Origin of the sequence: Frateuria defendens (genome assembly GCF_001182895.1) — a bacterium.
In the GTDB taxonomy this organism is placed as follows: domain Bacteria; phylum Pseudomonadota; class Gammaproteobacteria; order Xanthomonadales; family Rhodanobacteraceae; genus Frateuria_B; species Frateuria_B defendens.
The window spans coordinates 33,307-57,251 of record NZ_LFQR01000048.1 but is presented as its reverse complement, the minus strand read 5'-3'; the positions used below and the strand labels follow the sequence as shown (position 1 = coordinate 57,251).

General features: G+C 69.0%; 20 protein-coding genes. 5 read left to right on the top strand and 15 right to left on the bottom strand.

Features of this window, described 5'->3' with window-relative positions; genetic code table 11:
• The first annotated feature begins 98 nt into the window (after positions 1-98).
• Together ACH65_RS07980 and ACH65_RS07975 are read left to right on the top strand one after the other, a co-directional pair.
• Positions 99-437 carry a P-II family nitrogen regulator gene (locus ACH65_RS07980; protein ID WP_049622051.1) on the top strand — a complete coding sequence of 113 codons (339 nt, stop codon included), beginning with the start codon at positions 99-101 and terminating at the stop codon, positions 435-437.
• On the top strand, positions 427-1,761 hold the full coding sequence (locus ACH65_RS07975) for an ammonium transporter (protein WP_049622050.1): 1,335 nt from the start codon (positions 427-429) through the stop codon (positions 1,759-1,761). Before ACH65_RS07980 ends, ACH65_RS07975 begins: the two co-directional genes overlap by 11 nt.
• Before the next feature lie 98 nt (positions 1,762-1,859).
• Here ACH65_RS07975 and ACH65_RS07970 read toward each other — a convergent pair whose 3' ends face one another.
• From ACH65_RS07970 to ACH65_RS07950, 5 genes are all read right to left on the bottom strand, one after another.
• Positions 1,860-3,137 (bottom strand): nucleotide sugar dehydrogenase, encoded by a 1,278-nt coding sequence (locus ACH65_RS07970; RefSeq protein WP_049622049.1) that lies wholly within the window; start codon positions 3,135-3,137, stop codon positions 1,860-1,862.
• Between the two features lie 364 nt (positions 3,138-3,501).
• A complete protein-coding gene (locus ACH65_RS07965; RefSeq protein WP_049622048.1) occupies positions 3,502-3,996 on the bottom strand; it encodes a RidA family protein in 495 nt (164 codons plus the stop codon).
• 48 nt (positions 3,997-4,044) lie between these two features.
• A complete protein-coding gene (locus ACH65_RS07960) occupies positions 4,045-4,515 on the bottom strand; it encodes a c-type cytochrome (protein ID WP_053096208.1) in 471 nt (156 codons plus the stop codon).
• Complete coding sequence (locus ACH65_RS07955) at positions 4,512-6,095, bottom strand: flavin monoamine oxidase family protein (RefSeq protein WP_153242521.1); 1,584 nt, start codon at positions 6,093-6,095, stop codon at positions 4,512-4,514. The genes ACH65_RS07960 and ACH65_RS07955 overlap by 4 nt, the downstream gene beginning before the upstream one ends.
• A 129-nt stretch (positions 6,096-6,224) precedes the next feature.
• Complete coding sequence (locus ACH65_RS07950; RefSeq protein WP_049622047.1) at positions 6,225-8,834, bottom strand: TonB-dependent receptor plug domain-containing protein; 2,610 nt, start codon at positions 8,832-8,834, stop codon at positions 6,225-6,227.
• An 805-nt stretch (positions 8,835-9,639) separates the two neighbouring features.
• Here ACH65_RS07950 and ACH65_RS07945 point away from each other — a divergent pair.
• Positions 9,640-10,653 (top strand): aminoglycoside phosphotransferase family protein, encoded by a 1,014-nt coding sequence (locus ACH65_RS07945; RefSeq protein ID WP_049622046.1) that lies wholly within the window; start codon positions 9,640-9,642, stop codon positions 10,651-10,653.
• A complete protein-coding gene (murU, locus tag ACH65_RS07940; RefSeq protein WP_049622045.1) occupies positions 10,650-11,363 on the top strand; it encodes an N-acetylmuramate alpha-1-phosphate uridylyltransferase MurU in 714 nt (237 codons plus the stop codon). The genes ACH65_RS07945 and murU overlap by 4 nt, the downstream gene beginning before the upstream one ends.
• Positions 11,364-11,460: 97 nt before the next feature.
• Here murU and motB read toward each other — a convergent pair whose 3' ends face one another.
• The 8 genes from motB to yajC form a co-directional block, all read right to left on the bottom strand.
• The gene (gene motB, locus ACH65_RS07935; protein WP_082190201.1) at positions 11,461-12,480 is read right to left on the bottom strand and encodes a flagellar motor protein MotB; all 1,020 of its coding nucleotides are present in this window, start codon (positions 12,478-12,480) and stop codon (positions 11,461-11,463) included.
• On the bottom strand, positions 12,477-13,340 hold the full coding sequence (gene motA / locus ACH65_RS07930; RefSeq protein WP_049622044.1) for a flagellar motor stator protein MotA: 864 nt from the start codon (positions 13,338-13,340) through the stop codon (positions 12,477-12,479). Before motA ends, motB begins: the two co-directional genes overlap by 4 nt.
• Before the next feature lie 136 nt (positions 13,341-13,476).
• The gene (locus ACH65_RS19755) at positions 13,477-13,611 is read right to left on the bottom strand and encodes a DUF2474 family protein (RefSeq protein ID WP_153242520.1); all 135 of its coding nucleotides are present in this window, start codon (positions 13,609-13,611) and stop codon (positions 13,477-13,479) included.
• Complete coding sequence (gene cydB / locus ACH65_RS07925) at positions 13,611-14,615, bottom strand: cytochrome d ubiquinol oxidase subunit II (RefSeq protein WP_049622043.1); 1,005 nt, start codon at positions 14,613-14,615, stop codon at positions 13,611-13,613. The genes ACH65_RS19755 and cydB overlap by 1 nt, the downstream gene beginning before the upstream one ends.
• Before the next feature lie 10 nt (positions 14,616-14,625).
• Positions 14,626-16,050, bottom strand: coding sequence for a cytochrome ubiquinol oxidase subunit I (locus tag ACH65_RS07920; RefSeq protein ID WP_425478274.1), 1,425 nt, complete (start codon positions 16,048-16,050; stop codon positions 14,626-14,628).
• 301 nt (positions 16,051-16,351) lie between these two features.
• Positions 16,352-17,308, bottom strand: a complete 957-nt coding sequence (secF, locus tag ACH65_RS07915) for a protein translocase subunit SecF (RefSeq protein WP_049622041.1) — start codon at positions 17,306-17,308, stop codon at positions 16,352-16,354.
• 67 nt (positions 17,309-17,375) lie between these two features.
• The gene (gene secD / locus ACH65_RS07910) at positions 17,376-19,256 is read right to left on the bottom strand and encodes a protein translocase subunit SecD (protein WP_049622040.1); all 1,881 of its coding nucleotides are present in this window, start codon (positions 19,254-19,256) and stop codon (positions 17,376-17,378) included.
• An 82-nt stretch (positions 19,257-19,338) separates the two neighbouring features.
• Positions 19,339-19,671 carry a preprotein translocase subunit YajC gene (yajC, locus tag ACH65_RS07905; RefSeq protein WP_049622039.1) on the bottom strand — a complete coding sequence of 111 codons (333 nt, stop codon included), beginning with the start codon at positions 19,669-19,671 and terminating at the stop codon, positions 19,339-19,341.
• A gap of 351 nt (positions 19,672-20,022) precedes the next feature.
• Between yajC and ACH65_RS07900 the strand changes: the two genes are divergently transcribed.
• Positions 20,023-21,432 (top strand): porin, encoded by a 1,410-nt coding sequence (locus ACH65_RS07900; protein ID WP_049622038.1) that lies wholly within the window; start codon positions 20,023-20,025, stop codon positions 21,430-21,432.
• 146 nt (positions 21,433-21,578) lie between these two features.
• On the opposite strand, the gene tgt is transcribed toward ACH65_RS07900, so the two are convergent.
• Together tgt and queA are read right to left on the bottom strand one after the other, a co-directional pair.
• Entirely contained in the window at positions 21,579-22,703 is a 1,125-nt protein-coding gene (gene tgt / locus ACH65_RS07895) for a tRNA guanosine(34) transglycosylase Tgt (RefSeq protein ID WP_202594167.1), read from the bottom strand.
• Positions 22,704-22,912: 209 nt separating this feature from the next.
• Positions 22,913-23,944, bottom strand: a complete 1,032-nt coding sequence (queA, locus tag ACH65_RS07890) for a tRNA preQ1(34) S-adenosylmethionine ribosyltransferase-isomerase QueA (protein ID WP_049622036.1) — start codon at positions 23,942-23,944, stop codon at positions 22,913-22,915.
• Position 23,945: the final 1 nt, after the last annotated feature.

Below are 23,945 nucleotides of genomic sequence, written 5' to 3'. Positions count from 1 at the left end.
GGAAACCGCCTGGCGCCTGCCTTGGCGGCCGACTGCGCCGGCTGGCACGCAAGATGCTGTAGCGCAGCATCCGCCGACGTTTTTAGAGGGGAGTCGTAATGAAGTGGATTACCGCCGTGATCAAACCATTCACGCTCGACGATGTGCGTGAAGCGCTGGCCGAGGCCGGCGTGCAGGGCATGACCGTCACCGAGGTCAAGGGCTTCGGCCGCCAGCACGGGCACACCGAGCTGTACCGCGGCGCCGAGTACGTGGTCGATTTCCTGCCCAAGCTGAAGATCGAGGTGGCCGTCACCGACGACCAGGTCGAGCGCGTGGTCGAGGCGATCACCGGCGCGGCCCGCACTGGCAAGGTGGGCGACGGCAAGATCTTCGTCTCGCCGCTGGAGCAGGTCATCCGCATCCGCACGCAGGAGGTCGACGCCGATGCGCTGTAAGCCTTTCGCCCTCGCCGGCGCCGCCGGCCTGGCCGGTCTCGCCGCCCTGCCCGCCCTCGCCCAGACCGCCGCGCCCGCGCCCACGCTCAACAGCGGCGACACCGCCTGGATGCTCACCTCGGCGATGCTGGTGCTGCTGATGACCATTCCCGGCCTGTCGCTGTTCTACGGCGGCATGGTGCGGGCCAAGAACCTGCTCTCCGTGCTGATGCAGTGCTTCGCCATCACCGCCCTGGTGACGGTGCTGTGGCTGGCGTACGGCTACTCGCTGGCCTTCAGCACCAGCGGCATGCACGCCGGCGAGATCAACCTGCACTCCTTCGTGGGCGCGCTGGACCGCGCGATGCTGGCGGGCCTCAAGCCCGACTCGCTGTACAACACGGTGCCCGAAAGCGTGTTCGTGATGTTCCAGATGACCTTCGCGATCATCACCCCCGCGCTGATCGTGGGCGCCTTCGCCGAGCGCATGAAGTTCAGCGCCCTGCTGTGGTTCAGCGGCCTGTGGCTCACCGTGGTCTACCTGCCGATGGCGCACATGGTGTGGAGCGGCCCGGGCTCGCTGCTGGGCGACCTCGGCGTGCTCGACTTCGCCGGCGGCACGGTGGTGCACATCAACGCCGGCATCGCCGGCCTGGTCGCCTGCCTGGTTATCGGCAAGCGCCGCGGCTACCCCACCACGCCGATGCCCCCGCACAACCTGGGCTACACCATGATCGGCGGCAGCCTGCTGTGGCTGGGCTGGTTCGGCTTCAACGCGGGCTCCGCCGTGGCCGCCAACGGCAGCGCCGGCATGGCCATGCTGGTGACGCAGATCGCCACCGCCGCGGCCGCGCTGGGCTGGATGGTGGCCGAGTGGATCGCCCACGGGCGCCCCAGCGTGCTGGGCATCGTCTCCGGCGCCGTGGCCGGCCTGGTCGCGGTGACGCCCGCCGCCGGCACCGCCGGCCCCGGCGGCGCGCTGGTGCTGGGCCTGGTCGCCGGCGTGGTGTGCTTCTTCAGCGCCACCCGCCTCAAGCACAAGCTGGGCTACGACGACTCGCTCGACGTGTTCGGCGTGCACGCCGTGGCCGGCATCCTCGGTGGCCTGCTCACCGGCCCGCTGGCCTCGCCGGCGCTGGGCGGCTTCGGCACCGTGAGCTCGCCGCTGGCGCAGCTGTGGGTGCAGGCCAAGGGCGTGGGCTTCACCGTGGTGTGGAGCGCCGTGCTCAGCCTGGTGCTGCTCAAGCTGATCGACTGGACGCTGGGCCTGCGCGTCACCGAGGAGCAGGAACAGGTCGGCCTCGACCTCTCCCTGCACGAGGAGCGCGGCTACAACCTGTCCTGACGACAAGGCCCTCCCCGGCGTGTAGCCGGGGAGGGCCGGATGGGATGGAGCGCCACCGCAAGGCTTCGCCCCATCCGCGGCGGGAGGCATGCGGCGCGCTACAGGCGCCCGTCCACCGCGTCCTGCGGCAGCACCGACTTCACGTCGTACAAGACCGCGCCCGGCTTGCCGTAGGCGCGGATTTTTTCGGGCCCCCACCGCTCGAACTCGCGGTGGGCCACCGCCACGATCACGGCGTCGTAGACGCCCGCGGGGATCTCGGCGACCGGCCGCACGCGGTACTCGCGCTCGGCCTCGCCCGCGTCGATCCACGGGTCGTACACGTCCACCTGCGCGCGCGAGGATTCCAGCTCGCGCACGATGTCCACCACGCGCGTGTTGCGCAGGTCCGGGCAGTTCTCCTTGAAGGCGAAGCCGAGCACCAGCACGCGCGCGTCCACGATGTGCAGGCGCCGCTCGCTCATCAGGCGGATCACCCGGTCGGCCACGTAGGTGCCCATGCGGCTGTTGATGCGCCGCGCGGCCAGGATCAGCTCCGGGTGGTAGCCGGTGACCTCGGCCTTGTGGGTGAGGTAGTACGGGTCCACGCCGATGCAGTGCCCGCCCACCAGGCCGGGCCGGAAGCGCAGGAAGTTCCACTTGGTGCCGGCGGCGGCCAGCACTTCCTCGGTGTCTATCCCCAGGCGGTGGAAGATCAGCGCCAGCTCGTTGACCAGGGCGATGTTGACGTCGCGCTGCACGTTCTCGATCACCTTGGCCGACTCGGCCACGCGGATCGAGGAGGTCTTGTGCGTGCCGGCGCGGATGATGGTGCGGTAGAGCGCGTCCACCCGCTCGGCCGTCTCGGGCGTGGAGCCGGAGGTGAGCTTGACGATATCGGTGACGCGGCGCGCGTGCTCGCCCGGGTTGATGCGCTCCGGGCTGTAGCCGCAGAAGAAATCGGTATTGAAGGCCAGCCCCGAGCCGGCCTCCAGGATCGGCACGCACACCTCCTCGGTGGTGCCGGGATACACGGTGGACTCGAACACCACCACGTCGCCGCGCTTGAGCAGGCCGCCCAGCATGCGGCAGGCCGCTTCCAAGGGCTTGAGGTCCGGCCGCTGCGCCTCGTCGATCGGCGTGGGCACGGTGACGATATAGACATTGCAGCCGGCGAGGTCTTCCACCCGGTCGCTGAAGCGCAGGCGCGTGGCGGCGGCAAGCTGCTCGGCCGACGTCTCCAGCGTATGGTCGCGCCCTTCGCGCAGCTCGGCCACGCGGGCGATCTGGATGTCGAAGCCGACGGTGTCGAAATGGCGGCCGAACTCCACCGCCAGCGGCAACCCCACGTAGCCCAGGCCGATGACGCCGAGGTGGGGGTCTGGGGAAAGGTCCATTGCGCGATCCGATGCAGGCCAAAGCGGCAAGCGTACACGCTGCGGAGCGCGGCTGCGCCGATCGGAGGGGATGAAATGCGCCGCTGCAGGAGGGCCGTATTTCGACTTTGGCAGCAGCGCTTCGGGGGAAGTACGAGCTTTGCTTCCTCTCCCCTCCAGAGCACGCGGGGGCGCCATGGATGGCGCCGGCTTTGAAGAGCGAAGAGAAGACCGGGGTGAGAAACCGGTGCTCGCGATGAAGCTCGCCCGAAGCTGGGGCATGGCGACCGCGTCCCCTCACCCCAACCCTCTCCCCGGCGGGGAGAGGGCGTCAGGTGGCGAAGCGCAGGCCAGGCCGCGCTCCGCCGCCGCGATCAGGCGAGGCTTACGGACGAACCGCCATCACCTCGATCTCCACCAGCGCCGACGGGTTCACCAGCGCGGCCACCTGCATGGCCGAGCGCGACGGCAGGTTGGGCTGTTCCTTGGTGCCGAAGAACTGGCTGTAGCCTTCCATGAAGCCGGCGAAGTCGAGCTTGCCTTCCTTGTTCTTGTCGGCCACCAGGAACACCTGCATCTTCACCACGTCACCCATGGTGAGGTGCATGGCTTCCAGCTGCTTCTTGATGTTGTTGAGCGCGCCGACGGTCTGCGCCTTGGTGTCGAGCACCTCGGCCGGGGCGTTGGCGCCCTTGGCGTCCTTCGGCATGGAGGCCATCTGGCCGCTCAGGTAGACCACGGCCTTGCCCGCCGGCACTTCGACGGCGGCGGCGATCGGGTACTTGCTGTTGGGGATCTTGTAGCGGGTCACGTCCGCCGCGCCGGCGGCGAGCGGCGCGAGCATCAGCAGCGAGAGGGCGGGGAAGGCGAGCTTGCGCATGGGAAATTCCTTGTGTGGGTTGGGGGTGGAAACCGGCCGGTGCGGCGGTCAGTGCGGCGGCTGGCGCAGCGCCGTGACGTCCGCCGTGACGTCCGCCGTGCTGATGCTGTCCGTGTAGCTGTTGCCGAAGTGCGAGCGGATGTAGTTGACCACGCTCGCCACCTGCTCGTCGGTCAGCGTGACGATGCCGAAGGCCTTGCCGCCCGTACCCGGGCGCTCGGCGAAGGCGGGCATGTCGCGGCGCCCGTGCAGCACGGTGAGCGCCAGGTACGGCGCGGAGACCACCGCCGGGTTGCCGGCGAAGTTGGGGTAGCGCCCCGCGCCCACCGCGCCCTTGCCGTCGGGCATGTGGCAGCCCTGGCAGATGTGGGTGTAGATCTGCTCGCCGTTGGCGGTCTTGAGGGTGGAGGCGTTGTAGATGCCGGCGCTGTCCGCCTGCGCCGCCCCGGCCGCGCCGAGGCCGAACGCCAGGCCGAGCGCCAGCGCGGCACGCCCTGCGAGTGAACGGTTCGTCTTCATGCCTTGGCCCCTCCCGCGAGCGCGCGCTGGTGCAGCCGGCCGATGGCGTCCAGCGCGGAAGTCACCGCACCCTCCTGCCAGGCAGGAATATACGACGCATGCTCGCCGGCGAGCACGATGCGCCCGTCGACCGCGCACAGGTTGTCGTAGTGCTTGGCGCGCGCCTCCTCCGACCACAGGCCGAAGCAGCCCAGGGTGAAGGGCGAGCGGTGCCAGGCCATGGCCACGCCGTTGTCGAACTCCTGCTTGTACTGCGGGTGGATCTGGCTGCCGTACTCCACCGCCCGCTGCACGCGCTCCTCGGGCGGCATGGCGGTGAACTCCATTGCGTCCAGGCCCCAGATGTAGGCGCCCAGCAGCACGCCCTTGCCGCGGCTGTGGTAGCCGGTGCTCGGGTAGCTGATGTTGGTGATCGGCAGGTCGGTGTAGCTGATGCCGCCGTAGATGTGCTCGTCCTCTTCCCAGAAGCGGCGCTTGAACTGCAGGCCGACCTTGATCGAGGCCGCGTACGGCACCGCGTTGATCGCGTCCACCATCGGCTGGCCCACGTTCATCGGGATCTGGCCGAGGATGGAGAGCGGGATGGTGTTCACGCACCAGTCGGCGCGGGCGGTGAGCTTGCTGCCCGGCTTGGTGGTGTCCTCGTAGGTGGCGGTGACGCCGCTCTCGTCCTGGTGGATGTCGATGACCTTGGCGTTGTAGCGGATCAGCGGCCCCAGCTCACGCGCGAAGGCCTGGCCGATCTGCCCCATGCCGCCCACCGGCTGGAACAGCGTGGTCTGCATCTCGTAGTTGTCGCCCACCGGCAGCATCGCCCACAGGCCCGAGCCGAGCACGTCCTTGAAGGACATCGGCTCGGATGTCACCGGCCGCGCGGTGAGGCCGCCGCCCGGCTCCTTCTCGTAGCCGCGGCGGTTGCTGCTGGTCTCGCCCTTCACGTAGGCGTAGTTCTTGTCGAGCGCGCCCCACTCGCGCAGCGAGGCGAGCAGCTTCTCCTGGTCTTCCTTGTCGACCAGCTGGTCGAGCTTGCGGGTGTTGGTGGCCTTGGCGAGCAGCTCGGCCACGTGGCCGTGGTAGTCCGCGCGCATGTTGCGGAAGCGCTGCGGCTTGCCGCCGAACGCCTTGCTGCTGTGCACGTAGGCGTTGTAGTTGACCTGCACGAAGGCCTCGAGCGGTACGCCGAGCACCTTGCAGTAATGGAGGATGCCGTGGTGGTGGTAGGGGAGCCGCCACGGACCGGGGTTGATGTACAGGCCCGGATCGAACTTGCAGTGCTGGGTGAAGCCGCCCAGCTCGGTATAGGTATCGCCGCTGTGGATGGTCCAGTTGCGGCCGCCGGCGCGGGCGTTGTACTCGAGCACCTGCACCTTGTAGCCGGCCTTGCGCAGCTCGTAGGCCGCCACCATGCCGGCGATGCCGGCGCCGAGGACCAGTACCGAGGCGCCCTTGGGCGCGCCCTGCAATCCGGCCGGCTGGCGGAAGGTGGATTCCGCCGCAAAACCCAGGCTGCTCATCGCCTGGTACATCGCCGCGCTGCCTGCCGTGACGCCGATCATCCTCAGCAGGTCGCGGCGCGTCATCGAACGACAGCCATCCGTACCCATCAACATGCGCCCCGTTTCAAACGTGCCACTTTTGAACCCCTTTTTGTGTTGAAGCAGCCCCGGCAGGGCCGGGGCTGCGCTGGAACGATACTGCTGTCGCCCCCCTTACCAGTGGTAGCCCACCTTGCCATACACGTAGGCGCCGAAGAAGCCGAACGGCGACATGGTCGGGTACGGCATCTGGTTGGTCTGGTTGTTGTAGTAGCTGTTCTTCTCCGGGTAGGTGTTGAACACGTTGTCCGCGCCCAGCGTGAAGCTCCAGCGGTCGTGGTTGTACGTGGCCGCCAGGTCCAGCAGCCAGCGCGCGCCATAGCGCTGGTCGAACGTGGTGTTGAGTCCGTTCGGATACAGCGGCGTGGTCGTCCTGCCCGCGTGGCCGGCATCGGCGTAGCGGGTCACCGCGCCGTAACGGGTCAGCGTGGCGTTGAACGACCAGGGCCCCTGGCTGTAGTTCTCGTTGAGAACCAGCTTGCTGTTCGGCCCGCCGTGTTCGTACACCCCTTTGATAAGGGAACGCGAATACAGCCGGCTGGTCAAGGGCACGTTGGGGAACTGCGCCTGCACCGCCGCCAGGCTCGGCGGGATGGAGTTGTAGCCGGTGACCTTGTTGCCGGTGACGTTGAAGCTCAGCGTGCTGCGCAGGTTGCCGCCGTTGGCGAAGGCGTAGTCGTAGTCGGCCACCAGGTCCGCGCCGCGGGTGCGGGTGTCGAAGCCGTTCATCATGTACTGCACCGAGGCGTAGCTGGCGTAGTCGCCGTGCTGGGCCAGGATGTTCTGGATGTAGCTGCTGTAGCCCGGGTAGCTCGCCGACACCGTGGGGATCGAGCCGGATAGCGTGATGCGGTCGCTGATGTCGATCTGGTACACGTCCAGGGTCAGGTTGAGGTTGTCGATCGGGCTCCACACCATGCCGAGGGAGTAGTTGTTCGACTTCTCGGGCTTGAGCGGCCGCGCGCCCAGGGTCTGCGCCAGCGCGTTGGTGACCGGGAAGATGCCGCCGTTGTAGAGGCCGGCCACCGGCACGCCCTGCTCCACCGTGTAGCTGGTGGACACCACCACCGAGTAGTAGGACTGCGCCAGCGACGGCGCCTTGAAGCCCGAGGACACCGACCCGCGCAGCGCGAAGTTGTCGGTGAAGTCGTAGCGCAGCGACAGCGCGCCGTTGGTGGTGCGTCCGAAGTCGGAGTACTTCTCGTGGCGGCCGGCCAGCGATACGCCCAGCTTGTCGGTGAGGTTGGTCTCCAGGCTCACGTAGCCGGCCACGCTGTGGCGGCCCCAGTCACCGGCCGACTGCGGGCTGTAGCCCGAGTAGCCCTGGGCGCCGGCCTGTGGCACGCCCGAGTTGGGCGCGGTGCCGCGGGTGGTGGTGGCGTAGTAGGAGGCCACGTCGCCCGCATCCAGGCTATAGGTCTCGCGCAGGTACTGGGCGCCGAAGGCCAACGTCACCGAGTTGGGCAGCCAGGAGAGGCTGAAGTCCTTGGTGATGTCGGCCGTCAGCACCTGCTGCTTGTTGCGGAAGGTGCCGTCGTAGAAGTCGCCGCCGTTGGGGTTGGTGCCGAAGTCCTGGTAGTAGGCGCGGTTGATGCTGCCCACGGTGTACATGGAGAGCTTGTTGCGGCCATAGTTGGCGCCCACGTCCCAGCGCCAGCCGTCGCCGATCTCGCCGCGCAGGCCGAGCACCAGTTCGTTGTCCTGGGTCTTGTTCTCCAGCGCCGGGTTGTAGCCCTGCGGGTACAGCGCCCACTCCGGGTAGCCCACGTAGCCGTTGGCCGGGGAGCCGATCTGCCTGCTGCTGTAGTCCCGGTAGCGCAGGTAGGGGTAGCGGTAGTTCATCTTGGCCACGCTGTCGCGCCAGGTGTTCACCGCCATGAAGTACAGTTCGAGGTTCGAGGTGATGTTGTAGCTGCCGTTGAGGTTGAAGCTCTTGTGCTGCACGCTCGGCGTGCTGCCCTGGCCCGGCGAGCCGATCTCGGGCGCGAAGATGTTCGGCTGGCTGCGGCTGATGCGGCCGTCGTAGCCCTTCTCGGCGTCGAAGCGCACCCAGCCCTTGTCGCCCAGCGGCAGGCCGAAGTTGGCCGAACCGAGGTACTTGCGGCCGTCGCCGGCGCTGTACTGGCCGCCGGTGAAGTCGAGCGCGCCGCCCTTGGCGCCCTTCTTCAGCACCACGTTGACCACGCCGGCGATGGCGTCGGAGCCGTACAGCGCGGCGGCGCCGTCGCGCAGCACCTCGATGTGGTCCACCGCCGACAGCGGCAGGGTCTGGAAGTCCACCGGCGCGGTGCCGTAGCCCTGGCCGCTGGTGTTGATGTAGGAAGGGGTGTGGTAGCGCTTGCCGTCCACCAGCACCAGCACCAGGTCCGGCGACAGGCCGCGCATGGACATCGGGCGCTGCGAGCCGGAGGCGTCCGAGCCCGCGTAGAGCGGGAAGTTCAGCGACGGCTCCAGGCGCGACAGCGCGGTGGCCACGTCGGTGGCACCGGTGCTCTTGAGCGCCTCGGCGGAGAGCACGTCCACCGGTGCCAGCGAGGTGCTGGCGGTGCGCTCGCTCGAGTGCGTGCCGGTGGTCACCGTCACCGTCTGCATGTTGCTGGTCTTCTTCGGGTCGGCCGCCACGTCGGCCTTGTCATCCGCCAGCGCGCTCCCCGCGACGGCCCACTGCGACAGCGCCAGCAGCACCGCCGCCGACAACTGCGAAAAAGTCGGACGTTTCTTCATCTCGCTCCCCACCACGTTGATTCCACTGAAACCAGGCATTCAAAAATTCCCCTCGCAAGCGTTCTGTTCACCAGTTTCGACTGGCCGTCTGGACGGCCATGGCACGAACACCCGATTCCCTCCGGAGCGCTCCGCGCCTCTTGGGCAGGTTCGTCCGACCGCCTGCCCCGTCCCCATCCGCCGCGTCCCCACGCTGGCCCGGACGGGTCGTCTCGCTTGTCCAACCCAGGACGGTTGTTCCGATGCCTTGCCGCGCCCTGCGCCCCGGCGCCGCCGGCACGGGGCGGCTCCTCACCGGCGCTTCGCACTCGCGGACACGAAGGCGCACGCGCCCGCGACCGGCCTTGCTCCGCCGATCGGACTCGTTCCATGACTGGAAAAACGCAGGATTCAAGGCGCCCCATGAGCAAGCCCGGCCGCGAAATGGACGGCCAAACTTGTCAACGTCTCGATAGCGAGATCACCACATTTACCTAACGACTGTCGAGCCGATGCGACAAATCACCACGCAACATCCTGCGAGGCTGCGCCAATGCTTGTCATCACAGCTATAACCGGGTCGCGGACCAAGCCCCGGAAAGACCCCGCGCGACGCCCTGAAGGAATGTGCGATCCGCGACACCGATGCCGATGCCGATGCGCACATGTCCGCGCCGCCGGCGAGGCCCCCGGCCCCCGACGCACGCCCGGCCTCGCGGCACTGCCGCCCATCCGGCGCGCGGCCTGCCGGACAGCGGCCAGACCGGCATGACGGGGCTTCGGCCGTCGTACTAAGCTTGATCGTATCGTCCCCGCTCCCGACCGCATGCAAGCTGCCAACGAACGCGCCACGGCCCGCCTGGCCTGGGCCCGCACCGCCACCGGCGACCCGGCGCTGGCCCTCGAGCCGGCCTCCAGCGACGCCAGCTTCCGCAGCTACTGGCGCGGCGCCAGCCAGGGCCGCAGCCTGATCGTGATGGACTCCCCGCCCGCGCAGGAGGACCCGCGCCCGTGGGTGGAGATCGGCGCGCGCCTGGCCGCCGCCGGGCTGCACGTGCCGGCGATCTACGCGCAGGACCTGGAACAAGGCTTCCTGCTGATCGAGGACCTGGGTTCGCGGCTGTACCTGTCCGCGCTCGACGCCCACAGCGCGGACCGCCTCTACGGCGAGGCCATGGACGCGCTGCTGCGCATGCAGGCGCACGCGGACGTGCGCGGCCTGCCGCCCTACGACTACGCCTTCCTCAGCCGCGAGCTGGAGATCATGCCGGAGTGGTTCCTCGGCCGGCACCTCGGCCGGCTGCCGGACGCCGGCGAGTGGGACGTGCTGGAGGCCGCCTTCCGCGTGCTGCTGGACAACGCGCTGGAACAGCCGCAGGGCTTCGTGCACCGCGACTACCACAGCCGCAACCTGCTGGTGCTGGAGCGCGGCGGCCCGGGCATCATCGACTTCCAGGGTGCGTTGGTCGGGCCGCTCACCTACGACCTCGCCTCGCTGCTGCGCGACGCCTACGTCGCCTGGGACGAGGAACGTATCGACGGCTGGGTCGAGAGCTACCGGCTGCGCCTGAAGGCCACCCACCTGATCGGCACCGAAGTGGACCACGCGCGCTTCATGCGCTGGTTCGACCTCGCCGGCCTGCAGCGCCACATCAAGGTGCTCGGCCTCTTCTGCCGCCTGTACTACCGCGACGGCAAGCTCGGCTACCTGGCCGACCTGCCGCGCGTGTACGACTACGTGGTCCGCGTGGCCAGCCGCCACCACGAGCTGGGCGCCTTCGTCGAACTGCTGAAGCGGCGCGTGGCCGGCCGCGACCTCGGCCGGCCCGACCTCGCATGAGGCACGCCCTGATCTTCGCCGCCGGCCTCGGCGAGCGCATGCGCCCGCTCACCGAGCGCACGCCCAAGCCGCTGCTCGAGGTGGGCGGCAAGCCGCTGATCGCCTGGCACCTGGAGAAACTCGCCGCCATCGGCGTGCACTACGTGGTGATCAACACCTCGCACCTGGCCGAGCAGTTCCCCGACACGCTGGGCGACGGCAGCCGCTGGGGCCTGCGCATCCGCTACGCCTACGAAGGCCCGACGCCGCTGGAAACCGGCGGCGGCCTGCTCAACGCCCTGCCCCTGCTCGGCCCCGAGCCCTTCCTCGCCGTCAACGGCGACGTGTGGACCGACGCCGACTTCGCCGCCCTGCCCGCCGAACCGGCCGACCTCGCCCACCTGCTGCTGGTGGACAACCCGCCCCAGCATCCCGGCGGCGACTTCCATCTCGACCCGCACGGCCGCGTGCACGGCGAGGGCGAGCCGAAGCTCACCTTCGCCGGCATCGGCGTGTACCGGCGCGAACTGCTGGACGGCTGGCGCGAGGTGCTCGGCAACCGGGCCGCCGAGGGCGGCGCGCGACCGCGCTTCAGCACGGTACCGCTGCTGCGCGCGGCGATGGCGCGGGGCGAAGTCGCAGGCACGCACCATCGCGGCGAGTGGACCGACGTGGGCACGGTCGAGCGCCTGCGTGCACTGGATGCCCGGCTGCGCGCGCCGGCGCATTGAACCCCACCAAATTGTAAGGAGCGCGCCTTGCGCGCGACCGACCATCACGGTGACGGGCCGGGTCGCGCGCAAGGCGCGCTACAACAGCCGGCGCGGATCAGGGCGAGGCGGGCGGCAGCCCCGGCGGACCGGCCTCGGGCGCCGGCGAAGCCGGCCCGGCATCGGCCGGACGGATGGCGGGCGGCGTCGGCAGGCCGGCCGCCGGCGCGTCTGCCCGCACCAGCTCCTGCGACAACGCCGCATCCTCCGCCTGGCGGGTCATCACGATGATGCTGATGCGGCGGTTCACCGGGTCGCCCGGGTGCGCCTTGTCGAACGGCACCGAGGCGGCCAGGCCCACCACCCGCGCCACCTTGTCGTCGCGCAGGCCGCCGTCGAGCAGCGCGCGGCGCGCCGCGTTGGCGCGGTCGGCCGAGAGTTCCCAGTTGCCGTAGCCGCGGCCGCCGCCGTAGGGCGCGTCGTCGGTGTGGCCGGAGAGGCTGATCTTGTTCGGCACGCTGGCGATGAAGCCGGCCAGCTCGTGCAGGATCTCGGCCGTGTAGGGCTTGAGCTGCGCGCTGCCGAGGTCGAACATCGGGCGGTTGAGCTTGTCCACCACCTGGATGCGCAGCCCTTCCGGGGTGATGTCGAGCAGCAGCTGGTCCTTGAACGGCGCCAGCGCCTGGCTGTGCTGGATCGCCGCCTTGAGCTGCTGCATCAGCTCCTCCAGCCGCGTGCGCTCCCGCTGGCGCGCCTCTTTCTCGACCTCGCGGCGCTCCCTCGCGGCGGCCACGGCGTTGCGGGTGTCCTGCCCCGGCCCGCGCGGCGGGCTCATCGCGCCGTTGAGCTGGATCAGGCTGTCGCTGGCGCCGCCCGGCCCCATCCTGCCCGGCGGCGCCACGGTGGACTGGCCCGGCGTCATGCTGGGGTTCTTGAAGTATTCGGAGATCGCCGCACGCTGCTCGCGGGTGCCCACGCCGAGCAGCCACATCACCAGGAAGAAGGCCATCATCGCGGTGACGAAGTCGGCATAGGCCACCTTCCACGCGCCGCCGTGATGCCCGCCGCGGCGCGACCGCCGCGCGCGGCGCACCACGATCAGTGGCGGCTCGCCGCCCTCCTTGCCGCCTGCGCTCATGCGCCCGCCCGGGCGCCGTCCAGGTGCGCCTCCAGGTCCTGGAAGCTCGGCCGCTGCTGCGCCGAGAGCGACTTGCGGGCGAACTCCACCGCCACCTTCGGGTTGTAGCCGCGCAGGCTGGCGAGCAGCGCCACCTTCACGCATTCGTAGGCGCGGCCATCCTCCTGCACGCGGCTCTCCATCGCCGCCGCCAGCGGGCCGACGAAGCCGTAGCAGAGCAGGATGCCGAGGAAGGTGCCCACCAGCGCGCCGGCGATGTGCTCGCCGATGCGGCTGGTGTCGCCGTCGAGCTGCGACATGGTGGTGACGATGCCGAGCACCGCCGCCACGATGCCGAAGCCGGGCAGCGAGTCGGCCACCTTCATCACCGCCAGCGCCGGCGCCTCGGCCTCCTCGCGGTGCGCCTCCAGTTCCACGTCGAGCAGTTGCTCGAGCTCGTGCGGGTTGATGCTGCCGCCGACGATCAGGCGCAGGCAGTCGGTGATGAACTCGACCAGGTGCTGGTCCTTGAGCAGCCGCGGGTAGGCGGAGAACAGCCTGCTCGCGGCCGGGTCCTCGATGTGCGCCTCCAGGCCCAGCACGCCTTCCTTGCGCATCACGCCGAAGATGCCGTAGAGCAGCGCCAGCAGGTCCACGTAGTCCTGCTTGCGGTAGGCCGGCCCCTTGAGGAGGCCGAGCGCCTCGCGCAGCACCTGGCGCACGACCTTGCCCGGCGTGGCGCTCAGGAAGGCGCCCAGCGCGCCGCCGCCGATGATCATCAGCTCGTAGGGCTGCCACAGCGCCAGCGCCTGGCCGTGCGCCAGCAAAAAGCCGCCGAACACGCAGGCCAGCACCAGCAAAAAACCGATCACGATAAGCATGCGGACGTCCGCCCCCGTACCTGTACTCCCATCCGGACCGTTGTAACGGCCGCACGGGGCGGATATTGAGCGCCGGACGCAAAAAGGGCCGCCCGAGGGCAGCCCTTCTTGCGCCGGCGTCGCGGACGGCGGATCGCTACTGCTTCACCGCGCCCAGCATCAGCACCTTGAACACGGCGGCCAGCACGATCGCCGCCACCACGCCACCGATCCACAGCAGCACGAACCAGCCGGCCTTGCGCCAGCGCGAAGGTCCGGCCGGCGCGCTCATCAGTGGTACCCCGGGTCGTCGTGGCGCACCTTGCCGCGGAACACCCAGTACGACATGGCGCTGTAGCACAGGATGACCGGCAGCACGATGGCCACGCCCACCAGCGCGAACAGCTGGCTGGTGTGCGGTGAGGAGGCCGACCAGATGTCCAGCGACGGCGGGATGATGTTCGGGAAGATGCTGATCACCAGGCCGCTGAAGCCGAGGAACAGCAGGCCCAGGGTGAGCAGGAACGGCTGGTACTCATGGCGCAGGCGCACCGCGCGGAACACGCCCCACACGCAGGCCAGCACCAGCACCGGCACCGGCAGGAAGGCGTAGAACAGCGGGCCGAACCAGCGCGCGGCCACGCTCGGCTGGCCGAGCACGGTCCACAGGCTGACCACGCCGATCACGCCCAGCAGCACCGCCGCCAGCGGCTTCATCAGCGCGAACATCTTGCGCTGCAGCTCGCCCTCGACCTTCATGATCAGCCAGCCGCAGCCCAGCGTGGCGTAGGTGACCAGGAGGCCCAGGCCGCAGAACAGGCTGAACGGCGAGACCCAGTCGAACTCGCCACCGGCGAAGCGCTCGTCGACGATGTGGATGCCCTGCAGCAGCGTGCCCACCACCATGCCCTGGCAGAAGGTGGCCAGAGCCGAGCCGCCCATGAAGGCGATGTCCCACAGATGGCGCGTACGCGTCGCCTTGGAACGCAGCTCGAAGGCCACGCCGCGGAAGATCAGGCCGGCCAGCATGAAGATCAGCGGCAGGTAGGTGGCTGGCAGCAGGGTCGAGTAGACCACCGGGAAGGCGGCGTACAGGCCCGCGCCGCCGAGCACCATCCAGGTCTCGTTGCCGTCCCACACGGGGGCGACGGTGTTGATCATCAACTGCCGCTCGCGGTCGTCGTCGAAGAACGGGAACAGCAGGCCGATGCCAAGATCGAAGCCGTCGAGCAGCACGTAGATGAACACGCCCAGCGCAATGATCGCCGCCCAGACGATAGGTAGATCGATATGCATGTGTGGATCCTCAGTCGTCGATGGCGTCGTTGGGGCGCGAGATCAGCATGCGGTGCTCCAGCGCCGGATGGCCGGCCGCAACGGCCTCGTGCCCGCCGTGCGCGTCGGCGTGGCTCACGTCCTCGCCTTCGAGCTGCGGGCCTTTGCGCATCAGCTTGAGCATGTAGTAGATGCCGGTGCCGAACACCGCGAAGTAGATCACCACGAAGATCAGCAGCGAGGTGCCGAGCTGCTGCGCGCTCAGCGGCGCCACGCCGTCGGCGGTGCGCATCACGCCGTACACCACCCACGGCTGGCGGCCCACCTCGGTGGTGATCCAGCCGGCCAGCAGCGCCACCAGGCCGGACGGGCCCATGCACAGCACGAAACGCTGGAACCAGCGCGCCTCATAGAGCTTCTGCCCGCGGCGCAGCAGCACGCCCAGCAGCGACATCAGCAGCATCAGCATGCCCAGGCCCGCCATCACGCGGAACGACCAGAACACGATGGGCGAATAGGGGCGGTCTTCCGGCGCGAACTCCTTCAGGCCCTTGATCTCGCCGTCCCAGCTGTGGGCCAGGATCAGGCTGCCCAGGTGCGGAATCTTCACCGCGTACTTGGTCTCCTCCGCTTCCATGTCGGGCCAGCCGACGAGGTTGAGCGCGGTGCCGCCCTTCTCGGTCTCCCACAGGCCCTCGATCGCGGCGATCTTGGCCGGCTGGTGCTCGCGCGTGTTCAGGCCGTGCGCGTCGCCCACGATGATCTGGATCGGGGTAAGCAGCAGCAGGATCCACAGCGCCATCGAGAAGGTCTTCTTCACGCCCTCGTCGCGGCGCCCCTTGAGCAGGTGCCAGGCGCCGCAGGCGGCGACCAGGAAGCCGGCCACGATGAAGGCGGCGATCGCCATGTGGGCGAGGCGGTAGGGGAAGGACGGGTTGAACACGATCTTCAGCCAGTCCACCGGGATCACCTTGCCGTTCTCGATGGCGAAGCCCTGCGGGGTCTGCATCCAGCTGTTGGAGGAGAGGATCCAGAAGGTCGAGATCAGTGTGCCGATGGCCACCATCAGGGTGGCGAAGAAGTGCGCCTTGGGGCCCACCTTGTGCCAGCCGAACAGCATGATGCCGAGAAAGCCGGCCTCCAGGAAGAACGCCGTCAGCACCTCGTAGGTGAGCAGCGGGCCGGTGATCGCGCCGGCGAAGTTGGAGAAGCCCGACCAGTTGGTGCCGAACTCGTAGCTCATCACCACGCCCGACACCACGCCCATGCCGAAGCCGACGGCGAAGATCTTCGACCAGAAGAAGAACAGCTCGCGGTAGACCGGCTTGCCGGTCTTCAGCCACAGCCCCTCGAGCACGGCGAGGAAGCTCGCCAGGCCGATGCTGATGGCCGGGAAAATGATGTGGAAGGAAACGGTGAACGCGAACTGCAATCGCGCCAGATGAAGTGCATCCAGGGTGGACATGGCTAACCTCTGTCGCTGCACGGCTGACGCCGGCGGACGAATCATGGGCGGGAAGGAAGTCGCCGGAGCCGAGTCGCTTCGACGGCCAACGCTTAAATGTTAGTGAAGGCGCTTCACCGTGAAGCTCGCCTGCGACATTGCGCCCGCCCCTGCACGCCCCCCGGAATTGATCCAACGCAAGACGACTATTCGGCAAATGCCGTCAACAAAGTGTCGCGGCGGCGGGTAAAAAAACGGGCCGCTTGTGCGGCCCGTGATGGTGCTTGCGTTCGCTGTCCTGCGGCGAAGCGCCTCAGGGGCGCCGCGCCAGCTCCGGGTCTTCCTTGCTGCGCGGCATCAGGTCCTGCTTGGACACGCCCAGCCACAGCAGGATCGGGCTCGCCACGAAGATCGAGGACAGCGTGCCCACCACGATGCCGATCAGCATGGTGATGGCGAAGCCGTGGACCACCGGGCCGCCGATCAGGTAGAGCGCCAGCATGGTGATGCCGGTGAACAGCGAGGTGATGATGGTTCGCGACAGCGTGTTGTTGATCGAGCGGTTGAGCACTTCCTCCGGCTCGGCCTTGCGGGCCAGGCGGAACAGCTCGCGGATGCGGTCGAACACCACCACCTTGTCGTTGATCGAGTAGCCGATCACCGCCAGCACCGAGGCCAGCACGGTGAGGTCGAACTCGCGCTGCACCAGCGCGATCACGCCCAGCGTCACCAGCACGTCGTGCACCTCGGTGACGATCGCCGCGATGGCGAAGCGGCGCTCGAAGCGCACCCACAGGTAGATGCCGATGCCGAGGATCACGAACACCGCGGCGATGCTGCCGTCGCTGCGCAGTTCCGCGCCGACCTGGGAACTGACCGAGGAGCGGCTCTTCAGCACCGCGTCTGGGCGCGAGGCCTGCAACGCCTTGCCGATCACGGCGGCCACCCGGTCCAGGTCCACCTTGCCGTCCACGTCGCGCATCGCGGGCGTGGGCTGCATGCGGATGGACATGTCGCGGGTGCCGCCCAGGCTCTGCACCACGGCGGTTTCCATGCCGCCCTGGGCCAGCGCCTCGCGCACCTGCCCCACGTCCGCCGGCTGCTGGTACTGCACCTCCACCAGCACGCCGCCGGTGAAGTCCAGGCCGTAGTTGAGGCCGCGGGTGAAGATCAGCGCCAGCGAGGCCAGCACCAGCAGCACGGCGATGCCGATGCTGAGGCGGCGCATGCCCAGGAAGTTGACGTTGGCGTTGTGGTTGAAAATTTCCATCTATGGGTTCTCTTTGCGAAAGTCCCTTTTCGGAGAAAAGCGGCCATCCTGGCCGCACTTCTGAAAATCAGACCGACAGCGTCTTGAGCTTGCGGTGGCCGTGGATCAGCGCGGTGATCGCGTGCGTCACGGTCACCGAGGTGAACATCGAGGTGAGGATGCCGATCAGCAGCGTCACGCCGAAGCCCTTGATCGGGCCCGAGCCCATCGTGGTCAGCGCCAGCGCGGCGATCAGGTGGGTGACGTTGGCGTCCAGGATGGTGGCCCACGCCTTCTCGTAGCCGGCGCGGATCGCCGCGTGCGGCGTCGAGCCGTTGCGCAACTCCTCGCGGATGCGCTCGCAGATCAGTACGTTGGCGTCGATCGCCATGCCCAGCGTGAGCACGATGCCGGCGATGCCAGGCATGGTCAGCGTCACCCCGATCAGCGACATCACCGCCAGCAGCACCACCAGGTTGAAGAACAGCGCGATGTCCGCCACCAGGCCGAACAGCTTGTAGTACACCGCCGCCGCCAGCAGCACCAGGCCCAGGCCCAGCAGCACCGCGCGGAAGCCCTTGCGGATGTTGTCCTGGCCGAGGCTGGGGCCAATCACCCGCTGCTCGACGATGTCCACCGGCGCCGCCAGCGAACCGCCCTTGAGCAGCAGCGCAAGCTCGGAGGCCTCCTTGGTGGTGGCAAGGCCCGTGGTCTGGAAGTTCTTGCCGAACACGCCCTGCACGGTGGCGTCGGAGATCACCTCCTCCGACACGCGCGGCACGCGGGTCTCCTTGCCGTCCACGATCTTGGTGTCGTAGAGCGTCTCCACGTACACCACGGCCATCGGCTTGCCGACGTTGGCGGTGGTGTAGTCGAGCATCTTGCGCGCGCCGGCGGCGGAGAGCGTCACGTCCACCTTGGGCGCGCCGCTCTGCTGGTCCACGCCCGATGCCGCGTCGGCCAGCTCGTCGCCGGTGACGATGATGCGCTTGCTCACCAGCACCGGCCGGCGGCTGCCGCGCTCGTAGTACAGGCGCGCGTCCGGCGGCACGTTGCCGCTGCGGGCGGCCTCGACCGCGCGCGGGTCGCCGGGGAAGCCGATGCCGGGGTGGTATTCGAGCGTGGCGGTGGCGCCGATGATGCGCTTGGCCTCGGCCGGGTCCTGCACGCCGGCCAGCTCCACCACGATCTGGTTGTCGCCCTGCTGCTGGATCACCGGCTCGGACACGCCCAGCGCATTGATGCGGTTGCGCAGCGTGCCCACGTTCTGCGAGATGGCGCCGAGCGCGAGGTCGCGCAGCTTCTCCGGCTTCACCGCCGCGTTGAGCACGAAGCGGTCGCCGGTGGTGGCGCCGTCCTGCACGTTGAGGTCGGGGTATTCGGCGGCAATCGCCGCGGAAGCCGCGTTGCGGTCCGCGGCCGCGCGCAGCACCACCGCCACGCCCTGCCCGCGCTGGCTGTTGCGGGCCACCGAGTCGTAGCGGATGTTCTTCTGGCGCAGCAGGCTGCGGATGTCGTCCGTGTAGCGGTCCTCCTGCTTGTCGATGACCGCGTTCTGGTCCACCGCCATCAGGAAGTGCACGCCGCCCTGCAGGTCGAGGCCGAGCGGCATCGACTTGGCGCCGATCGCGCGCAGCCAGCCCGGCACGGTGGAGGCGAGGTTGAGCGCCACCGTGTAGTTGTCGCCGACCGCGGTGCGGATCACGTCGGAGGCATGCGCCTGCACATCCGCGTTGGCGAAGTCCGCCACCAGGCGGTCGCCGTCGAGGGCGAGGTCGCTATAGGCGACGTTCTGCTGCTTGAGCGCGGCGGCCACCTTCTGCTGCAACGCCGTATCGACGACGGCACCATGGATGGCGGCCACCTGCACCGAGGGCACCGGCGGAAACGCATTGGGCAGCGCGTAGACGATGCCGAACAGCAACACCAGCGCGACCAGCGCGTACTTCCAGCGTGGGAAATCAGTCATGTTCGATCCTTGGGCGACCGTCCGTGATCGCGCGAGCCAGCGGGCGGCCGTCCATGGCCGCACTCTTCGATGAGGATCCCCGTCAGGAGGCCTTCAGCGTGCCCTTGGGCAGCACCTGCGACACGGCGCCCTTCTGCAGCTTGACCTTCACGTTCGGCGCGATTTCCACCGTGATGAAGCTCTCGCCCACTTCTTCCACGCGGCCGGCGATGCCGCCGTTGGTGACCACCTCGTCGCCCTTGGAGAGCGCGGCGACCATGTTGCGATGCTCCTTCTGCCGCTTCATCTGCGGGCGGATCATCAGGAAATACATCAGGCCGAACAGCACGATCAGCGGCAGGAAGGTCAGCAGCGGATTGCCCTGGCCGGCGGCCGGGGCCGCCTGGGCGATCACGATGGGAAGCTGAGAACTCATAGATTTTTGTCTCGCAAGCAATGGCTTAGGCGGGAAAGTCCGCCCAGCATCCAGTAAAAGACCTCCGATTATGCCATGCGGTTCGCGGGAAACGCACCGAACCGCGCCCCGGCGCCGGCGCCCTCGCCGAAGCGCCACGCCTGTCACGAAACCGACACGCGGCCTGCGTAGGGTGCCGCTCGCCACGGCTGCGCAAGATTTTACGAATCCGGCGAAGGGGCTCGCCACACGCGCCAAGGCACCGGGAAAAGACACGGACGCATCCCGGCCGCGCACCGCATCCATGCGGCCGCCCCGCAGGAAAGCCCGCGCAACGCGCCCCCCCTGCCACTGCCACCCAGCGGACCACCCATGAAGAAACGCGCCCTCGCAGCACTCCTTTGCACCCTCGGCGCCGCCACCGGCGGCGACCTGGCCGAAGCCACCGAGCTCGACCTCTACGTCGACAAGAAGACCAAGCAGCTCTTCGCCGAGCCCGGCCCCGGCCGCGTCAAGCTCGGCACCTTCGTGCAGGTGGACGAGCACGGCAAGCTGCCCCAGTCGGCCCTGCCTGTGCCACCCGCGACGGCCCCGGTCGCGCCCGCCGCGCCCCAGCTCGCCCGTGCCGAACCGGCCAAGCCGGCCGCCAGGAAGTGGTACGACCGCATCGGCCTGCGCGGCTACATGCAGATCCGCTACAACCACGAGGTGGGTGGCGACGCCTACGACCTCCGCACCCCGGGCGACCGCTTCGTGGGCGGCAACCAGGGCTTCGGCATCCGCCGCGCCCGCGTGGTGCTGAGCGGCGACCTCAACGACTACGTCTCGCTGTACTTCCAGCCCGACTTCGGCAGCACGCCCACCGGCTCCACCACCTCCAACTTCGCCCAGCTGCGCGACGCCTACGCCGACATCTACCTGGACAGGCAGCGCGAGTTCCGCATCCGCGCCGGCCAGTCCAAGATCCCCTACGGCTGGGAAAACCTGCAGTCCAGCCAGAACCGCCTCTCGCCCGACCGCGCCGACGCGCTCAACTCGGGCCTGCGCGACGAGCGCGACATCGGCGCGCTGTTCTACTACACGCCGCAGGTGGCCCACGAGCGCTTCCAGGACCTGGTGAAGTCTGGCCTGAAGGGCTCGGGCGACTACGGCGTGCTGGGCCTGGGCTTCTACAACGGCCAGGGCGCCAACCGCGCCGAGCGCAACAACAGCCTGCACACCGTGCTGCACGCCACCTACCCGTTCAAGTTCGACAACGGGCAGTACCTGGAGGTGGGCGCCGACGCCTACACCGGCCGCTTCGTGGTCGGCACCGCGCCGGTCAGCCTCGACGGGCGCAGCTTCACGCCCGCCGTGCCCGCCTCGGCCGAAGGCTCCAAGGACCAGCGCGTGGCCGCCCACGTCATCTACTACCCGCAGCCGTTCGGCGTGCAGGCCGAGTGGACGGTGGGCCGCGGGCCGGAACTGGACGTGGCCCGGCGCCGCATTCGCACCAGGTCGCTGCGCGGCGGCTACGTGCAGGCCATGTACAAGGTCGACGGCGCGTTCGGCTCGCTGATGCCCTACCTCAAGTGGCAGACCTACCGCGGCGCCTCGAAATTCGACAACAACGCGCCGCGCATGAAGGTGGACGAGATCGAGGCCGGCGTGGAATGGCAACCCTCCAGCGCGCTGGAGATCGCCCTCGCCTACGCCAACATGCGCCGCACCAACACCACGGCGGCGCCGTACCGGCAGGTCGACGGCGACCTGCTGCGGTTGCAGCTGCAAGTGAACTACTGAAAACCCACCCTCCCGCCTCCGAATGTAAGGAGCGCGCTTGCGCGCGACCGTGGCGCTGCAAGCCCATCGCGCCGGCCGGTCGCGCGCAAGCGCGCCTCCTACAGCAGCGGCGCACCCCGCAAGGAACCGGGGTGGGCGCGGGGCCGCTAGGCGACGGCCCCTTGCCGGCGCGCGTAGAACGCCGCCACGAAATCCTCCAGCGTGCCGGCGGCGATCGCCTCGCGCAGCCCCGCCATCAGCCGCTGGTAGTGCCGCAGGTTGTGCATGGTGGCGAGCTGGCTGGCGAGGATCTCGTTGCAGCGGTCGAGGTGGCGCAGGTAGGCGCGGGAGAAGCCGTTGGCGCAGGCGTAGCAGTCGCAGCCCTCCTCGATCACCCGCGTGTCCATGGCGTACTTGGCGTTGCGGATGCGCAGCGTGCCCTCGGGCACGAACAGGAAGCCGTTGCGCGCGTTGCGGGTGGGCATCACGCAGTCGAACATGTCGATGCCGCGGCGCACCGCCTCCACGATGTCCTCCGGCCGGCCCACGCCCATCAGGTAGCGCGGCTTGTCCTTGGGCAGCAGCGGCAGGGTGAAGTCCAGCGTGTGGTTGCGCTCGGCCTCCGGCTCACCCACCGCCAGGCCACCCACCGCGTAGCCGTCGAAGCCGATCCCCACCAGCCCCTCGGCCGAGCGGCGGCGCAGCGGCTCGTACACGCTGCCCTGCACGATGCCGAACAGCGCATTGGGGTTCTTCAGGTCGTCGAAGGCACGGCGCGAACGCTCGGCCCAGCGCAGAGACAGCTCCATCGAGTCGCCCGCCACCTTCTCGGTGGCCGGGTACGGCGTGCACTCGTCGAAGATCATCACCACGTCCGAGTCCAGCACCGTCTGGATCTTCATCGAGACTTCCGGTGACAGGAACACCTTGGAGCCGTCCACCGGCGAGGCGAAGGTCACGCCCTCCTCGGCCAGCTTGCGCTTGTGCGCCAGCGAGAACACCTGGAAACCGCCCGAGTCGGTGAGGATGGGCTTGTCCCAGCCGATGAAGCGGTGCAGCCCCTCGAACTGCTCGACGATCTGAAGCCCCGGCCGCAGGAACAGGTGGAAGGTGTTGCCGAGGATGATCTCGGCCCCGATGTCGGTGATGTCGCGCGGCGTCATCGCTTTCACCGAGCCGTAGGTGCCCACCGGCATGAAGGCCGGCGTCTCCACCGTGCCGCGGTCGAAGTGGAGGCGCCCGCGGCGGGCGCGGCCGTCGGTGGCGAGCAGGTCGAAGGTCATGGCAGTCATCCGCCCATTATCGCCGGTCGTGGCCGGCGCTGTCCCGGCCGCGCTGACGCACCCGCGCGCTCAGAACCTGCCAAGACCCTCCCCTGCGTGTAGGGGAGGGTTGGGGAGGGGTGAACCCTTGCCTCGCGGCTAGCACCCTCCCGGCATCCCCCTGTAAGCAGGCGTGATGAGTCATGCGACGTCAACGAAGAAGACTTTTGAACAGGTTCTCAGCCGCCTTGCGGCAGGATCAGCATCGCATCGCCGTAGGAGAAGAAGCGGTAGCGCCCGGCCACCGCGTGGCGGTAGGCCTCCAGGATGAAGTCGCGCCCGGCCAGCGCCGAGACCAGCATCAGCAGCGTCGACTGCGGCAGGTGGAAGTTGGTGATCAGCGCGTCGATGCTGGTGATGCGGTAGCCGGGGAAGATGAAGATCTGCGTCTCGCCGGCGAAAGGCTTCAACTCGCCGTCCACCGTGGCGCTCTCCAGCGCGCGCACCACCGTGGTGCCCACCGCGACCACCCGCCCGCCGGCGGCGCGCGTGCGGCGGATCTGCTCGACCAGCCCCGCGCCCACGTTGAGCCACTCGCGGTGCATCTGGTGGTTCTTGATGTCGTCCGCGCGCACCGGCTGGAAGGTGCCGGCGCCTACGTGCAGGGTCACGTAGCCGAAGTCCACGCCGCGTTCGCGCAACTCGGCCAGCATCCCTTCGTCGAAGTGCAGGCCCGCGGTGGGCGCCGCCACCGCGCCCGGCTCGCGCGCGAACACGGTCTGGTAGCGCTCCTCGTCGCTGTGGTCGGCATGGCGCGCGATGTACGGCGGCAGCGGCATCTCGCCGAGCTTCGGCAGCAGCTTCTCCAGCGGCTCGGGCGAGGCGAAGCGCAGCTGGAAGAAGGCGCCCTCGCGTCCCAGCACCACCGCCATGCTGCCGTCGGCCAGCTCGATCCGCCCGCCCGCCTTCGGCTTCTTGCTCACGCCCAACTGCACCGTCGCCTCGTGCGCGCCGGTGACCCGCTCGATCAGGATCTCCACCGCCCCGCCGCTCTCCTTGCGCCCGTAGAGGCGCGCCGGCAGCACGCGGGTGTCGTTGAACACCAGCAGGTCGCCCGCGCGCAGGAACTGCGGCAACTCGCGGAACCGGCGGTCGGCCAGCGCCTGCCCGGGCACGTCGAGCACCAGCAGCCGGCTGGCCGAACGCTCGGCCAACGGCGCCTGCGCGATCAGCTCGGGCGGCAGTTCGTAATCGAAATCGGATTTCTTCAAG

Bases quoted from the DNA above. Each gene is read 5' to 3' on its own strand.
- cydB (WP_049622043.1), bottom strand. From the start codon at position 14,615: ATGCATATCGATCTACCTATCGTCTGGGCGGCGATCATTGCGCTGGGC.
- ACH65_RS19755 (WP_153242520.1), bottom strand. From the start codon at position 13,611: ATGAGCGCGCCGGCCGGACCTTCGCGCTGGCGCAAGGCCGGCTGGTTC.
- tgt (WP_202594167.1), bottom strand. From the start codon at position 22,703: ATGACTGCCATGACCTTCGACCTGCTCGCCACCGACGGCCGCGCCCGC.
- secD (WP_049622040.1), bottom strand. From the start codon at position 19,256: ATGACTGATTTCCCACGCTGGAAGTACGCGCTGGTCGCGCTGGTGTTG.
- motB (WP_082190201.1), bottom strand. From the start codon at position 12,480: ATGAGCGCAGGCGGCAAGGAGGGCGGCGAGCCGCCACTGATCGTGGTG.
- motA (WP_049622044.1), bottom strand. From the start codon at position 13,340: ATGCTTATCGTGATCGGTTTTTTGCTGGTGCTGGCCTGCGTGTTCGGC.
- ACH65_RS07970 (WP_049622049.1), bottom strand. From the start codon at position 3,137: ATGGACCTTTCCCCAGACCCCCACCTCGGCGTCATCGGCCTGGGCTAC.
- ACH65_RS07945 (WP_049622046.1), top strand. From the start codon at position 9,640: ATGCAAGCTGCCAACGAACGCGCCACGGCCCGCCTGGCCTGGGCCCGC.
- murU (WP_049622045.1), top strand. From the start codon at position 10,650: ATGAGGCACGCCCTGATCTTCGCCGCCGGCCTCGGCGAGCGCATGCGC.
- ACH65_RS07980 (WP_049622051.1), top strand. From the start codon at position 99: ATGAAGTGGATTACCGCCGTGATCAAACCATTCACGCTCGACGATGTG.
- ACH65_RS07960 (WP_053096208.1), bottom strand. From the start codon at position 4,515: ATGAAGACGAACCGTTCACTCGCAGGGCGTGCCGCGCTGGCGCTCGGC.
- ACH65_RS07950 (WP_049622047.1), bottom strand. From the start codon at position 8,834: ATGAAGAAACGTCCGACTTTTTCGCAGTTGTCGGCGGCGGTGCTGCTG.
- ACH65_RS07965 (WP_049622048.1), bottom strand. From the start codon at position 3,996: ATGCGCAAGCTCGCCTTCCCCGCCCTCTCGCTGCTGATGCTCGCGCCG.
- secF (WP_049622041.1), bottom strand. From the start codon at position 17,308: ATGGAAATTTTCAACCACAACGCCAACGTCAACTTCCTGGGCATGCGC.
- ACH65_RS07955 (WP_153242521.1), bottom strand. From the start codon at position 6,095: ATGACGCGCCGCGACCTGCTGAGGATGATCGGCGTCACGGCAGGCAGC.
- yajC (WP_049622039.1), bottom strand. From the start codon at position 19,671: ATGAGTTCTCAGCTTCCCATCGTGATCGCCCAGGCGGCCCCGGCCGCC.
- ACH65_RS07900 (WP_049622038.1), top strand. From the start codon at position 20,023: ATGAAGAAACGCGCCCTCGCAGCACTCCTTTGCACCCTCGGCGCCGCC.
- ACH65_RS07975 (WP_049622050.1), top strand. From the start codon at position 427: ATGCGCTGTAAGCCTTTCGCCCTCGCCGGCGCCGCCGGCCTGGCCGGT.